Raw genomic sequence first — 14540 nt, 5'->3', positions numbered from 1 at the left:
TATATTTTGCATTATCCCAAGAATCACATTTTTTGTCAATCTATTTTTTGAATATTTCTAACTCACTAATTCTTCTAACCGCTTCACCTAAACGCTCCTCACTTGTGAGCAAACCAACCCGGACATAACCTTCGCCTAATTCACCAAATGCAATCCCAGGGGCAACAGCAATATGTGCTTGTTCTAGTAAGAGATCGGCAAATTCAGTTGATGTAAGCCCATCAGGAACCTTTAACCAAGCAAAAAATGACCCCTTCGGCGCTGTCACATTCCAGCCGAGAGAACGAAGTCCGTCTATTAAGACATTTCTTCTACGCTCATAAAGATGATTCAGTTCTCGAACACAATCCTGCGAACCGGTTAACGCTTCTCTTGCAGCTTCCTGAATGCCGCCAAATATGCTGCAATATAGGTGGTCTTGTAAAAGCTCAATCGCTGAAATAACACTGCTATTGCCTACAGCGAATCCGACACGCCACCCCGCCATATTGTAGGTCTTCGAAAGAGTATATATTTCAATCCCAACTTCTTTTGCTCCATCAATTTGTAAAAAGCTCAATGGCTTTACTCCATCAAACCCTATTGCCCCATATGCAAAATCGTGTACCACACAAATATCATTAAGGCTTGCAAGTTTGACCGTTTCCTCAAAAAATTCCTTCGTGGCTGCAGCTCCTGTTGGATTGTTCGGGTAATTAAGGAACATTAATTTAGCTCTTTCAATCGCCTCTGAAGATAATTCATTATAGTCAGGCAGGAAATTATTAGCTTCCCGTAACGGCATCATTACCATTTCTGCTTTTGCTAAAGCTACCCCTGATAAGTAATCTGGATAACCAGGATCAGGAACAAGCATTGTGTCACCTGGATCTAATAAGCATTGCGGAATTTCTACTAAACCAGCTTTACCTCCAAACAAAATGGCTACTTCCTTGTCAGCATCAATCGTAACGTCATATTCTCTTTTGTAAAAGTCGGCGGCTGCCTGCTTTAAATAACGGTGTCCCTGAAAAGGGGAATACCTGTGATTTGCAGGATTAGCAGACGCTTCCTGCATTTTTTTCACGATATGATTTGGGGTAGCCTGATCGGGATTACCTTGTCCTAAATTGATTACATCATAGCCTGCTTCAATGTATTTTCCTACCTTTTTAACTAGAGAAGCAAAAAACTGTTTCGGAAGATTGTTTAAAATTTGAGATGTTGGAAATTGTTTCATCATATCACCTGCTTTAATTAGTACATTTTATTGTTGAATTCTAGTCACAAATGATATAACTTTTAAGACAGCTTGTAAAGAAAAAATTCCGAAATTTCAAATGAGGTGAAGTTAAGTGAAATTTAAAATAACATGTTTGCAAATGGACATTGCCTTTGGAGACCCAAATAAAAACTACCAACACGCAGAAAAACTTATCGAAACAGCAATGAAGAAAAATCCAGATATTATTGTTTTACCGGAGTTATGGACAACAGGGTATGATTTGACACGACTTGATACAATTGCAGACAAAAATGGTGAAGAAACCATTGATTTTTTACAGAAAGCAGCGAGGAAATATCAAGTTCACTTTGTTGGAGGTTCAGTGGCAAATCGAAGTGATCTAGGAGTTCAAAATACCCTCCTTATTATTGATAATGAAGGTAGGCTTGTACATTCATATAGTAAATTACATCTTTTTAAATTGATGAATGAACATCTTTATCTAGAATCAGGTAAGGAGAAAGGGTTATTTGAATTGGATAGCCGTACTTTTGGCGGAGTAATTTGCTATGATATTCGTTTTCCTGAATGGATACGTGCACATACCGCAAACGGAGCGGAAGCTTTATTCGTTGTTGCAGAATGGCCTGCTCCACGTTTATCGCACTGGAGATCACTGCTTATAGCAAGAGCAATTGAAAATCAGTGTTTTGTCATTGCTTGCAACCGATCCGGTTCCGATCCAAATAATGAATTTGCAGGTCACTCGATAATTATTGATCCTTGGGGAGATGTTATTGCTGAAGCAGGAGCAAGTGAGGAGATATTGTCTGCAGTAATTGAGTTAGACCTCGTAAAAGATATTCGAAGGCAAATCCCTATTTTTGAAGATAGAAGGCCAGATCTATACTAACAAAAAAACCACTTCCTTTATTGGTAGTGGTTTTCCTATACCTTAGCTAAATGATTCAATGGTATCCTAATCTTAAATAAGGTTCCTATCCCTTCTTTACTCTCTACTTCAATACTTCCATTATGTTCTTCGATAATTCGATAACTTACCATCAATCCAAGCCCCGTACCTTTTTCTTTGGTCGTGTAAAACGGCTCCCCAAGCTTTTTTATTTGATCAGAGGGTATTCCCTTTCCTTGGTCACAAATCGATATCTGTATAAATTGGTCATTGATGGTACTTATCGAAATCTTAATTACTCCGCCGTTTGGCATGACCTCAATTGCATTTTTAATAAGATTTATAAAAACCTTTTTTAATTGGTTTGGTTCACAATTAACGTACTCTAATTTATCTTCATAATGAGTATGAAATTGAACATTATATAGTACCGCTTGTGCACTTAATAAATCCACTGTTTCCCTCATTATTTGACAAATATCCTTCTCTTCATACTTGGTTTCTTGAGGCTTTGCCAAAATTAGGAATTCATTAATAATAGAGTCAATTCTCGCTAACTCTGAGGTAATGACATCATAATACATAGAGTGCTCGGCTTTAATACTAGGCTCAAGTAATTGAATAAACCCTTTCAAAGCAGTCATTGGATTTCTAATTTCATGGGCAATTCCCGCAGCAAGCTCACCAATAAGGTTTAGTCGGTCAGATTTCCTCAACTGCTCTTGCATTTGGGCCTTTTCAGTTACATCTGTAATAACAGTGAGATTCAATCCATCGATAATTCCGCGCTTTGTAGAGTAATCAAAATGTCTTACTACCCCGTCAGTCCCTTCAATCACCATGGATGAACATTGTTTACCATTATTTGTTACCTGCTTAAAATGATTAATTATTTCCTCACTTAAGTGACAAAATAAATCTAGTACAGAGCGTCCTGCCATTTTATCTTTTGAAAGTCCAAATATCCTCATGGCAGAACAATTGGTATCGACAATTTTATACATGTCATCCCATAAAATAAGTCCGTCCATGGAATCTTCAAAGATCCTTCGGAATTTTTGTTCGCTTTTAAGCAATTCCTTTTCCATTAAAACACCAGCCTCATGAAACCAAAATAAGGTAATTATATTTATCCTATATTCTACATTATAATAGAAAATCCTTTTTACTTGACAGAAAAATAATGACATTGTTAGGTATTCTGATTGGGAAAATCCAAAAAAGGTAAAGCGAAATAATGATTTGCTTTACCTTTTTATCAATTAAAGGAATGGATTTTCGTGCTTTGCTTTTAGACGCTGCCATCTTTTTTCTACTTCTGCCTCAAATTCTTCTAAGATAGAGTTGTTTTCTTCTTTTAGCAGATGTTTTGTTTTACCCATATATTTTAGCCATTCAGAAATAGCTACTCGTTTATTTTTATCTTCCGGGTTGTAAGTAATGCTTGTAACCCCCTGTTCGACCTCATACAGCGGGAAGAAGCAAGAATTTACGGCCCGTTCTAATATCGTTGCCCCATAGCGGTCTTCCGATTTCCAATTAAGCGGACAGGTAATAAGAATTTTCCCATAAACTGTTCCTACATTCTGTGCATACCATTGTGCTTTCGCACCCTTTTTTATTAAGTCTTGCGGGAACGCTTCAGCGCCTGTAAATACGTAAGGAATATTAGTTGCCGCCATAATTTGCGCGGTATCTTTATGATGGAATCCTTTTCCCTTTTGTGCCTTACCAACACCAGACGTACTTGTCATATGACCAATTGGTGTAGAATAAGACATTTGAGAGCCTGTATTCATATAACCCTCATTATCATATTCAAGCATAATTAGCTTATGCCCACGTAGTGCTGTACCTATAGCAGAACCCATACCGATGTCCATACCGCCATCACCGGTAATCATAACAAACGTCGCATCATCAGAAACCTCAATTTCACCGCGGCGTTTTAATTCAAGGAATGCTTCTAATGTTCCCGATAACGTAGCAGCACCATTTTGGAATAGATTATGAATCATCGTTTGTTTATGGGAACTGTGCGGATAAGAGGTCGTCGTTACATATGCACAGCCTGTTTGGAATAATGTAACGATATCTCCTTCTATTCCTTTAAAGAATAGTTCCAGCCCAGCAAAAATACCACAGCCTGGACATGCTCCGTGCCCTGAGGCAATTCGCTTCGGTTTAGTTGTCAGTGCACGAAGCGGAGGTATTTTCACTTTAAGTTTATTGGTTTCTTCATCCATTTTTACTTCTATTAAACCAGAATTATACACATCACCGTGCTGCGGTGTGATTACAGGCTTAAGGATTTTCTCCGGATTGCCCGGTACATGACCGTAATAATCAAATGGCTTTTCAGCAAATCCTTTTTCCATCGCTTCAATGGTCATATCGAAGAAATTTTCAGCATCACTTGCGTAGAAATCTTTACCTCCTAGACCAAAAACACGGCTAAGAACAATCGTTTGATTATTTCTGTCTTCTTGGAGTGCTGATTTTACTTCATGAGTTAAGTTAGGACCATTAGCACCATATGAATCTGCTCGCTCACCTACTAATAATGCTTTTACATTTTTAAGCGCTTGACGGATTTCTTTAGCTGGAAATGGACGAATGATATTTGGGCTGATAACACCAGCTTTAATACCTTTTGCACGTAATTGGTCCACAACATCTTTTGCTGATTCAGCAGCAGAGTTTAATAAGAATAATGCAACTTCTGCATCTTCCATTTTATATAAATCTAATACCGGATATTCACGGCCGGAAATACGGGCATATTCAGCCGCGACCTCTCTAAAAACCTCACCAGCCGCATATATAGCTTCAGATTGTTGGAAATGGTTATTGATTAGATCATCACCATTCATATGTGCACCAATCGTGACAGGTTTTTTTGGATCTCTAGCAAAATGATAATCTGTTGGACACACACCCACAAATTGTTGGACCACTTTTCTATCTTTAAAGTATTCTACCCGGCGTTTTTGATGTGATGTAAAAAATCCATCATAGGCTACGATTACTGGCAGACGCACCTTTGAGTGCTCTGCAATTTTAAGTGCCATAATATTCATATCATAAACGGCCTGTGGTGTTCTGGCGGTTAAGATGACCCAGCCAGTATTTAGAGCAAAGTAGAGGTCAGAATGATCGCCTCTTATATCTAGTGGTCCACTGACTGCACGCGTTACAAGATTCATTACCATTGGAAAACGGGTACCGGCCTGTACAGGAAGCTGTTCGATCATATAAAGAAGCCCATTTGCACTAGTAGCATTAAAGACCCTGGCACCTGTAGCTGCAGCACCATAGCAGATACCTGCTGAACCATGCTCACCATCCGCAGGGATTAACTTAATATCATGTTCGCCGCGGGCTTTCATTTGGTCTAAAAATTGAGCTACTTCCGTTGATGGTGTAATTGGGAAATACCCCATAATATGATAATTGATTTGTGCTGCAGCCATTGCAGCCATTTCATTTCCTGATTCAAAAGTTGAAAGCTGTTCAGCAACTGCTGGTTTCGTTAGTTGTTCTTCTACCATTGCCATTATGAAATCCCCCCTGCTAGATAAGGAAAGTTCTGTTTCACGCGGTTAGCTTCTGCATATCCAATCATTTCACGAAGATCTCCTAGTGCATCAGTTGGACAAGCTTCTACGCATTTTAGACAGCCCTTACAATATTGATAATCAATCCCTTTAAGGAACATTTGCTTTCTGCCCTTTTTATCTTCACCGGCTTCCCAAACGAAGCAATAGTCTGGACAGACATTATCACAAGCAGCACAATGGATGCATTTATCCTTTTTAAATTCTGGAAGGAATCCTTGCCGCGACCCGCTTAAATCTTTTAAAATACTATTTGCTTGCGCTGTCATAACTCCGCCAATTTCCTGTGTCAAGTATCCCAGTTGTGGAAGTGGTCGTGTAAAACTTTTTCCTTCTGCACCCTCAGGGACTTCATACGTTTTAAATTGTACTTCATGATAACCCCGATCGAACGTACGTATATTAGGTTCAACGAGATGAGGGTACTTCTTTTCAAATGTTTTTCGGATGACATTCCGCATTGATTCTGGGTCTAGGAAATCACAAATACGATACAACGCACCGAGCATTGCCGTGTTAACTTTCGTTTTTTCCTCAACAGCAATGGTTAATGCGTCCACTATCGCAAGTGTTCCATATTCTAATTTTAAATCCCTTCTCACTTCATCGAACTCTCTTGAGGTATTTACAAGGGCGATGCCATCAGCATTCAAACCGCTGACTACATCCACCGTTTTATAAAGTGCTTCATGAAAAACTGCCACAATATGCGGCTGCTCAATGGGGCTGTGATCTCTTATTTCAACTCCTGGGTCACAATAACGGATAAAACTTTTAACCGGTGATCCTTTCTTTTCAGAGCCATAAGATGAAAAATTAGATCCATTCAGACCAAGTCCTAGCACTCCTGCTTCTGCCAGCATTTTTCCGGCCAAGTTTGCTCCAAGACCACCAATTGATTCAAGGCGGATTTCAAAGAAACCAAGATTATTTTTCTTCGGTAATATAGACATAGTGTCCCTCCCCTTCTTGTTCAAAAAGACTGAAAATACATATAATATAAATTCCCCTCATTCATTGTAGGACATTTATTTTTTTCACGCTGTGACAAAAATCAAACATCTTCAAAAAAATTCTATAACACTTTTCAACAACTTAAAAAAAACGTTAATTTATATGGATTTTGGTGGAAAAATGATTATATAACAGAAGTTATACTGTAGTATAACAGTAATATCATACTTCTTGAGTTATCCTTTTTTTCAAAAATGGGGTATAATATACTATTGTTTTTATTTTGTTGAAGGAGTTTTACGATGAACGTTATTTGTAGTACCTTAAATGCTAAATATATTCATACAAATTTAGCAATCCGTTATTTAAAGGCTTACGCAGCTCCGGAATTCAATATCCAGCTGAAGGAATATACAATAAAAGATCCCGCTATGAATATTGTCTCTGACCTCTATCAGCAAAAACCAACTGTCATTGGGTTTAGCTGTTACATTTGGAACATTGAAGAAACAATTAAAGTAGTCACTATGCTGAAAAAAATCGATCCTTCTATCCAAATTGTTTTAGGCGGTCCTGAAGTGACTTACGATACGGTAGAATGGATGGAAAAACTTCCAGGTGTTGACTTTATTATTATCGGAGAAGGAGAACATTCATTTAAACAGTTGTTAACTGAAATGACTGGAGAAGGACAGTACAGAAATGTTCCCGGAATCGCCTACCGTGAAAATGGACAGGTAAGGGTCACCCCTCAGATGAATAAACTAGACCTAAAAGAACTTCCTTCTCCATACCGATTTCCTGAAGATACAGCTCATTTAGGAAAGCGTGTCACGTATATCGAGACAAGCAGAGGATGTCCATTTAGCTGTCAATTTTGTCTATCTTCCATTGAAGTCGGAGTACGCTATTTTGACAGAGAGAAAATTAAGAATGATATACGATATTTAATGGACAACGGGGCAAAGACGATTAAATTTGTGGATCGTACTTTTAATATTAGCAGAAGCTATGCGATGGAAATGTTCCGTTTCCTAATAGATGAGCATCTGCCAGGAACAGTTTTTCAATTTGAGATTACTGCAGACATCATGAGACCTGAAGTTATCGAATTCTTAAATAAAGAAGCACCTACTGGGCTGTTTCGTTTTGAAATCGGGGTACAATCAACTAATGATTATACGAATGAGCTTGTCATGCGTAAACAAAATTTTGAGAAACTAACGCGAACGGTCACCTTGGTGAAAGATGGCGGAAAAATTGACCAGCATCTTGATTTAATTGCTGGTCTTCCAGAGGAAGATTATGCCTCCTTTCGGAAAACATTTAATGATGTCTTTGAACTCCGGCCAGAAGAACTGCAGTTAGGATTTTTAAAAATGTTAAGAGGGACTGGACTTAGACTTCGTGCTGAAGACCATGATTATATTTATATGGATCAATCGCCTTATGAAATTTTGGGGAATAATGTTCTGCCATTTCATGATATTCTCAGAATTAAACAGGTGGAGGATGTTCTAGAAAAATATTGGAATGACCATCGAATGAATCATACGATTGAATATTTAGTTACAAATGTGTTTCCTTCCCCTTTTGACTTTTTCCAAGAGTTCGGGACTTATTGGGATGAGCAAGGATGGTCCAGAATTGGTCATCAATTAGAAGATTTATTTCGAAGATTATTTTCGTTTCTAGAATCAAAACCGGCAAGCGACATTGACATTATCGCCGGGCTGATGAAATATGATTATTTAATTAATCATAAGTATAAACCGCGCAAACCTTGGTGGGAACAAAGTTCAAATAAACAGACCAGAACAGAACTATTTAAGCAAATAATTGAAAATCCATCGCTTCTAGGACATTCTTATTTGGAACTGACTCTTGATGAGAAAGATTTATACAAGCATACGATGATTGAAGAAATGTCTTTTAACCTGTCCACTTACTTAACATCAGGTCAGATTGTAAAAGAGCCTTCTTATTTATTAGCTTATTTTGACCCGTCCAATAAAGGAACGATTATATTTCCTTTTAGAGTTTAAAAAATAGCCGGCAATTCTGCCGGCTTATTTTTCTTTTTTGGAAGACTTTTTATTGGTGTCCCTTGTTTGGAGTACTTCATAAAGCTTTATACCATTAACGTCGCCAAATTCAATGCTGAATTCCTCTCGTGTGTTTTGGAGACTTTTTTTATCTTTCATTAACTTCTTCCTTTTTTTCCAAGCTTGGAATTACGGTTTTGAACCTTAATGGCATCTTCTGTCCCTGCATATTCTGCGGAAAATTCACTTTCCTGCACATTCTTATGAGGAGTTTTGGAATATTTATTTACAGCATCATGTTCTGCTTTTCGTTTAGCCATATTATCAGCCTCCCTTTTTATGTTACATGATTAGTTTTTACAAAAGCAGAAAATCAATCACTTCCTTATTTTTCATAAATAAATTTGCCCTTCCAGCTAAAAATAAAGAAAAATAGGAGTGAGGAAAATGACCAAAGAACATAAAAAAACCGATGAAAAAGTAACAATCAATGAGACAATGCCGCATCAAATTAATGCCCCAAGTTTTGAGGGTACAGGAATTAAAATGAAGCCCCCATTTGTGAATGAACATGGGGTGGTAATTGGTGACAGTAACTATTCTTCCCCAAACTCACCGTTGGAAAATTGGACCGAAGACACTGACCCTGAAATTATGGCAGGGGAGGAGTGGGTACACCCGACAAACGATATCGGCTGGAATACTGCGGAAAATCGGGAATTGCTTGAAAATAAAAAGAAACCCAAAGCCTATCCCTTTATGCACCCCACTATTGATGTTAGCAAGGGTACCGATTGATTAATTTATAACGTTCCATATTCGCAAAACATTTCCACTTATGAAAATAAATATTTGAATCATAATACAATTACAGAGAAAAAATCTCTGTAGAGATATTTAAGGAGTTGACAAAAATGACTAACAGCAGCAATAAATTATTAGTTCCAGGAATAGAGCAATACCTTGATCAGGTAAAATATGAAATTGCCCAAGAGTTTGGAGTAAATTTAGGGTCTGATACAGTGTCCCGTGCAAATGGTTCTGTTGGCGGCGAAATTACGAAAAGATTAGTAAAACAAGCTCAGGCTCAAATGGCAGGACAGCAACAATAATACAACTGAATAAACATGGAAAAAGTCCGGCATTTTGCCGGACTTTTTATTTGCTATTCTTCCCATGATTGTTTGTTTGAGGCTGCTTATTGTGCTGCTGTTTATCTTGTTTGTTGGTCTGTCTATGATTCCATTGATTTTGTTCGTGTTTGTCATTTCCATCTTTGTTTAATCCAGGTGCAGCCTGATTTCCATTACCTTGCTCTGCTGGCAGAGGTTGACTATTTGGGATAGTTTCACTTTGGTTTTGGTTTACCTGTTGATTGTTATTTAAAAGATTGTTATCTTGTTCTTGTTTCTTTTGCTGGCCAGGAGGCAGTGCTGTAGTAGATGAAGACTCAGATGGAGTCGTATCTGTTTGGTTCACTTTTTCCACCTTTGTCCGCTTAACTTTTTCCTCTGATTCCTTATCTTTTGCGGAATTATTTTTATTTTTATTTTTATGATAGAGCCCGACTGGAACACCTGAGTCTTGAGCTTTTTCTACTTCTTCTTGAGTACTTGTATACATATTTACTTCTATAATATTTTTATCAACCGTTTCTTTAATCTGCTTGATATTTTCCTCAAGTTTCACTAATCCATTCTCTTTTAACTTATCCGTTTTAACAGTTGAAATTAAGACTGGCTCAGCTTGTGTGATATAACCATCTTCTTTTAATTCTGTCAATATCATGGTAGTTAACTCAGAAACATCCATCTTTTTCCAATCTATTTTGGAAATAATTTTTTCTGCTTCTTTATTAAATCCCTTTAATTCAACTACCTGCATATCTTTATTTAATCCCATTTCAATACTAGTGCTAGTATCAATCGACATATAAGCATATGCTTTGTTACTTTGATAAACTGGTATAAAAGAGCCTACACTTATTAACAGAACAGCCAACGCTATCCAACCTTTTTTTAAAGTAAAAAAGTTTTTAAAAGATGCTGTTGGTGTGCTTTGTAAATAATCTGTAACAGGGAAAAAATCTATTTCCTCGCCTATAGAATAGACCCTATCCAATTTACGGGCACGCAAGAACTCTCCTTCAGAAGTTAAAAATGTTACATAAGGATCATTAACTTCCATTACAACTCCCCTTCTCATGTCTCTAGCACCCCCTTTAAATAATCATTTAAATAAACATAGTCACTCGATAATATAAGTGAAATTGCAATAATATATTTCCGGTTCCGTTCAATCGTCTTTCTACTGACATTCACCATTTTTTCTAGCTGCTTTATAGGAAGACGCTTTTTCTCAAATAAAGCGTCCCTTAATTCCCTATTTTCAACTAATAGCTTTGCGACTTTAATGGCGTTCTCTCTTGCATCAGCATGCTTTGGTGAATTCTCAACTAAATCGCTGAAGCTTAAATCAAATGATGTTAATAATGTCTGAAATTGGATTATTTCTTCTTTCCTAATTTCTTCGTCCGACTTTTTCTTATATTCCTCAAGTGACAGCTCGTTTACAATAACCATGCCTGCTGATTCTTCCTCAATGGAAGAATAAGTTAAATCAATACTAACATGCTGGTCTTTTGTTTGCTTCCGAATATAATCAATTACCCTTCGTTTTATAATCACTTCAGCAAAACTAAGCAGGGAACTGCCCTTCTCGGCTGAATATTTTTCAATTGCTTCATTAAATGCAATTAGACCAATACTAAATTCATCGTCGGTATCATAAATATATCGTTTACATACGGAAGATACGTTTTTTGCAATAAATGGCTTATAAGCCTCTATAATTTCATTAAGTAAAAAGTGGTCGCCTTGTTGAATTAATCGGACCGACTCTTCTAAAGTACGCTTTTTATTTTTGGTTAAAAACAATAAACCTAGCATTGCCTCACCTCTCTAAGAACCAATTATACCATAAGGCTGACAAATTGGATTTTTTGGAGGTAATAGCAAACTGAAAAAAATGCACCAAGATGGGCTGTGTTTTCCTGTTTATTGTTGCTATGTTTCTATTAATTTCCTTTATCGTTATTTCTTTTACTGTGTTGCTTCCATTCTTTTGCTGCTTGCTTCATTTCTTCCTTTTTTTCTTTAACTGCTTCTCTTGCTTCAATCCTTTGTTGTTGAAGTTCTTGTTTGGCTGATTTTTTCTCTTGTACTGCTGTTTGTTGAATCTCCTTCATTGCTGGTTGTGTGGTTACTTGCGAGGAAACCTCAGGTGTTATTTCTTCATCTCTTTTAGGAGAAGTGGTTTCCATGCTAGGGTCAAGTTCAGAAGGAGCTGCTGATTCTTCATTCTGAAATTCAGAGTTCTTTTGTTGTTGTTTCTTTTCCCGCTTTTCCATTTTCTTGGCAAGCTTTGCATAGCTTTTTTCAATATTCCTTTGCAATGCAGCTTTGGCAACTGATTTTTCACCTTTTCCATTGCAGCAGTAAGAGCGATAATATTTTGTGAAACTGCATCCTTTGTTTTCATTTAATTCATCTACTACTATTTCCTCCGAAGCCTCTTCCTCAACATTGGTGACATGTTCTTCTGCTTTGTCTATATGATCTATTGCTTTTTTCATCGTTTCTACTGCCTCTTCTTCATTACCCTCAGTAAACAAGGCTTCAGCCTCTGCAAGTCGTTCCCCTGCATATTCAGCCATTAATTTTGTTTCTTTTATATCATCAAAAGTAAGAGCAAGATGAATTTTTTCTAATAATAACTTCGAAAAATAAAAGAAATCCCCTGGTAATAGTAAAGGTGTTTGTTCTTTATCACTAGAGCGAGAATCTGCTTCGAGATCTATTATTGGTGGCTCGCTGGTCGTTTCATCAGCAAAAACATTTGTAGCAGGAAATACAACTGCACTTGTAACAATTATTGCGAGAGCACCTTTGAAAATTTTTTTAATGGATTGGTATGCTTTTTCAACTTGTTCACCTCATTATTATTGAACGACCGCTAACACTAAAGATTTACGTTATATTAAAAGCGGTTTATGGGGGCACATCAAAAATTTCCATAAAAAAGCTTCAAAACTGTGTCAGCTTTGAAGCTTCTTTTCTCGAATTTGTAAAATCCATTTTATCAAGAAACCAGTGAGTACCCCCGGAATGACAAATGACATAGGTAAAAAAACAGGTCCTGGATGAATATTAAAAATCGTGAACTTTGGTGAAATCATTAATCCTACCGTGACAAAATAAGCGGAAAATACAAAAGGTAAATAAGAGTACTTTTCCTCATTCGGCATTGCTGAACGATAACCATCCCACATTGCAAACATATAAACACATGGATAAAACATTAGCCACTGGTAATTAAGTACGGATTCAGCTTTATTAATTTCACCTAAGAAGCTGTACATAATCGCACTATTAAAATGACTATTCACATTTATCATAAATTCTAAAATTACAAAGAAAATACCTTTAATGTACTGACCACTTAATAGCTGGCTGAATCCCGGAAAGGCTATACTCCATAAAACAGCTTCTAATTTACTCATTTTTTTCATTTCTCTATCTCGTTTCTACTGTAAGTTACTTCCAAATTAGTTTTACCAGTAAACGTCTGAATAAACGAGGTATATAAGAAATATTTTTGAATAGTATCTTTATGTTAAATTCATAAAATGGGTATTTGATAGTTTGGATTATCCTTTTGTTTTAAGTAAAAAGCAGTCATTGACTTTATACCATCCTTAAAATCAGGGCACTTAATTCCTGACCCCTCTAAGTCATGGACTGCTTGTGTACAATCAAAATGACCCATCCACGTAAAATAATCCAGTGCTTCTTTTTCAACACCCAGATACTTTCTCATTGGCTTTATAGAAAGAAACCATTTGCCAACTGATATTGGGAGTGTGCCTATTGGTTTCTTGTTAAGTAATTCCTCCATCAAAAAGGTGTATATTTCTGATGCACGGTAGGGACGAGGATCAGTCAAATGATATGTCTTACCGACACCATTTTCTAAAAAGCTGAGATATACTGTGGCTGCTATGATATAGTCAATTGGGACCAAATTAACATAAGCTTCGCCCTTTCCCAATTTTGGGAGGAGTGGGAGGTATTTTAATCTCTCCAAAAAATTCATCATAAAGTATGGACCATCAAATTTTATTGTTTCTCCTGTTTGTGAATGACCTTTAACAATCCCAGGACGAATAATTGTAATTGGGACTTCTTCTTTTAAATTTTCAACCAAGACTTCCGCCTCATATTTTGTTTCTTCATAATGATTTTTGAAACTTGCAGGACGAATAAGTTCAGTCTCTAAAAGATTTCCCTCTCGTTTTCCCACAACATATGCCGTACTAAAATAGACATAACGTTTTAAGCGAGTAAGCCCTCGCACCCACTCATTCACATTATTAGTCCCATTCACATTAATTCTTAAAGCAATATCTCTTGGTACTGCCAAATCATAAATAGCCGCAAGATGAAAAACGTGGGTTACCCTTTTGTTTAGAATAACAAGGTTATCTTCAAAAATCATGAGTGAGGGCTGGGTGATATCCCCTTCTATAAGGATAAAAGAATCATCCTTTAGACCTAATTCTGTAATAATAGCATGTCGTTCTTTCCTTGCTTTATCCATCATGCCTTGAAGAACTAATACGTAAATAATTCCTTTCCTTTCATTCCTTTTTAAAACTTCCCGAATTAATTGATTGCAGATAAAACCCGGAAATCCTGTAAAAAAATAGTTATAATCCATTTCTATTACCTCCCAGAATATGTTAAGTT

15 protein-coding genes are annotated in these 14540 nt (G+C 36.8%); 4 read left to right on the top strand and 11 right to left on the bottom strand.

Going from position 1 to position 14540, the window contains the following annotated elements:
• Positions 1-40: 40 nt before the first annotated feature.
• Positions 41-1219 carry a pyridoxal phosphate-dependent aminotransferase gene (locus tag BANA01_RS02485; protein ID WP_063251511.1) on the bottom strand — a complete coding sequence of 393 codons (1179 nt, stop codon included), beginning with the start codon at positions 1217-1219 and terminating at the stop codon, positions 41-43.
• A gap of 115 nt (positions 1220-1334) precedes the next feature.
• On the opposite strand from BANA01_RS02485, the gene BANA01_RS02480 reads away from it, so the two are divergent.
• Complete coding sequence (locus BANA01_RS02480; RefSeq protein WP_063251510.1) at positions 1335-2117, top strand: carbon-nitrogen family hydrolase; 783 nt, start codon at positions 1335-1337, stop codon at positions 2115-2117.
• Positions 2118-2152: 35 nt separating this feature from the next.
• Here BANA01_RS02480 and BANA01_RS02475 read toward each other — a convergent pair whose 3' ends face one another.
• The 3 genes from BANA01_RS02475 to BANA01_RS02465 form a co-directional block, all read right to left on the bottom strand.
• Positions 2153-3205, bottom strand: a complete 1053-nt coding sequence (locus tag BANA01_RS02475; protein ID WP_063251509.1) for an ATP-binding protein — start codon at positions 3203-3205, stop codon at positions 2153-2155.
• A 174-nt stretch (positions 3206-3379) separates the two neighbouring features.
• Positions 3380-5674, bottom strand: a complete 2295-nt coding sequence (locus BANA01_RS02470) for a thiamine pyrophosphate-dependent enzyme (RefSeq protein WP_063251508.1) — start codon at positions 5672-5674, stop codon at positions 3380-3382.
• Complete coding sequence (locus tag BANA01_RS02465) at positions 5674-6687, bottom strand: 2-oxoacid:acceptor oxidoreductase family protein (RefSeq protein ID WP_063251507.1); 1014 nt, start codon at positions 6685-6687, stop codon at positions 5674-5676. Before BANA01_RS02465 ends, BANA01_RS02470 begins: the two co-directional genes overlap by 1 nt.
• Before the next feature lie 303 nt (positions 6688-6990).
• On the opposite strand from BANA01_RS02465, the gene BANA01_RS02460 reads away from it, so the two are divergent.
• The gene (locus BANA01_RS02460; RefSeq protein WP_063251506.1) at positions 6991-8733 is read left to right on the top strand and encodes a B12-binding domain-containing radical SAM protein; all 1743 of its coding nucleotides are present in this window, start codon (positions 6991-6993) and stop codon (positions 8731-8733) included.
• Between the two features lie 24 nt (positions 8734-8757).
• Here the strand turns inward: BANA01_RS02460 and BANA01_RS30515 are convergent, their stop codons facing one another.
• Positions 8758-8892: a hypothetical protein gene (locus BANA01_RS30515; RefSeq protein ID WP_268875047.1), complete on the bottom strand. Its 135-nt coding sequence runs from the start codon at positions 8890-8892 to the stop codon at positions 8758-8760.
• Positions 8892-9053: a hypothetical protein gene (locus BANA01_RS29805; protein ID WP_169803640.1), complete on the bottom strand. Its 162-nt coding sequence runs from the start codon at positions 9051-9053 to the stop codon at positions 8892-8894. Before BANA01_RS29805 ends, BANA01_RS30515 begins: the two co-directional genes overlap by 1 nt.
• Positions 9054-9180: 127 nt before the next feature.
• Between BANA01_RS29805 and BANA01_RS02455 the strand changes: the two genes are divergently transcribed.
• Positions 9181-9531, top strand: a complete 351-nt coding sequence (locus BANA01_RS02455; RefSeq protein ID WP_063251505.1) for a DUF3905 domain-containing protein — start codon at positions 9181-9183, stop codon at positions 9529-9531.
• Positions 9532-9647: 116 nt separating this feature from the next.
• Positions 9648-9845: an alpha/beta-type small acid-soluble spore protein gene (locus BANA01_RS02450; protein WP_063251504.1), complete on the top strand. Its 198-nt coding sequence runs from the start codon at positions 9648-9650 to the stop codon at positions 9843-9845.
• 46 nt (positions 9846-9891) lie between these two features.
• On the opposite strand, the gene BANA01_RS02445 is transcribed toward BANA01_RS02450, so the two are convergent.
• The 5 genes from BANA01_RS02445 to BANA01_RS02425 all read right to left on the bottom strand — a co-directional run bounded on the left by BANA01_RS02445 (position 9892) and on the right by BANA01_RS02425 (position 14511).
• Positions 9892-10920, bottom strand: a complete 1029-nt coding sequence (locus BANA01_RS02445) for an anti-sigma factor domain-containing protein (RefSeq protein ID WP_169803639.1) — start codon at positions 10918-10920, stop codon at positions 9892-9894.
• Positions 10921-10934: 14 nt separating this feature from the next.
• Positions 10935-11681 (bottom strand): RNA polymerase sigma factor SigI, encoded by a 747-nt coding sequence (gene sigI / locus BANA01_RS02440; RefSeq protein ID WP_063251502.1) that lies wholly within the window; start codon positions 11679-11681, stop codon positions 10935-10937.
• A gap of 128 nt (positions 11682-11809) precedes the next feature.
• Positions 11810-12592 carry a DUF5667 domain-containing protein gene (locus tag BANA01_RS02435; RefSeq protein WP_268875048.1) on the bottom strand — a complete coding sequence of 261 codons (783 nt, stop codon included), beginning with the start codon at positions 12590-12592 and terminating at the stop codon, positions 11810-11812.
• A 237-nt stretch (positions 12593-12829) separates the two neighbouring features.
• Complete coding sequence (locus tag BANA01_RS02430; protein WP_063251500.1) at positions 12830-13303, bottom strand: hypothetical protein; 474 nt, start codon at positions 13301-13303, stop codon at positions 12830-12832.
• 110 nt (positions 13304-13413) lie between these two features.
• The gene (locus BANA01_RS02425; RefSeq protein ID WP_063251499.1) at positions 13414-14511 is read right to left on the bottom strand and encodes an SDR family oxidoreductase; all 1098 of its coding nucleotides are present in this window, start codon (positions 14509-14511) and stop codon (positions 13414-13416) included.
• Positions 14512-14540 lie beyond the last annotated feature (29 nt).

Origin of the sequence: Neobacillus niacini NBRC 15566, from assembly GCF_001591505.1 — a bacterium.
GTDB lineage: Bacteria > Bacillota > Bacilli > Bacillales > Cytobacillaceae > Neobacillus > Neobacillus niacini.
Note: the sequence above shows the minus strand (reverse complement) of the source record. Positions and strands in the feature narration are given on the sequence as shown.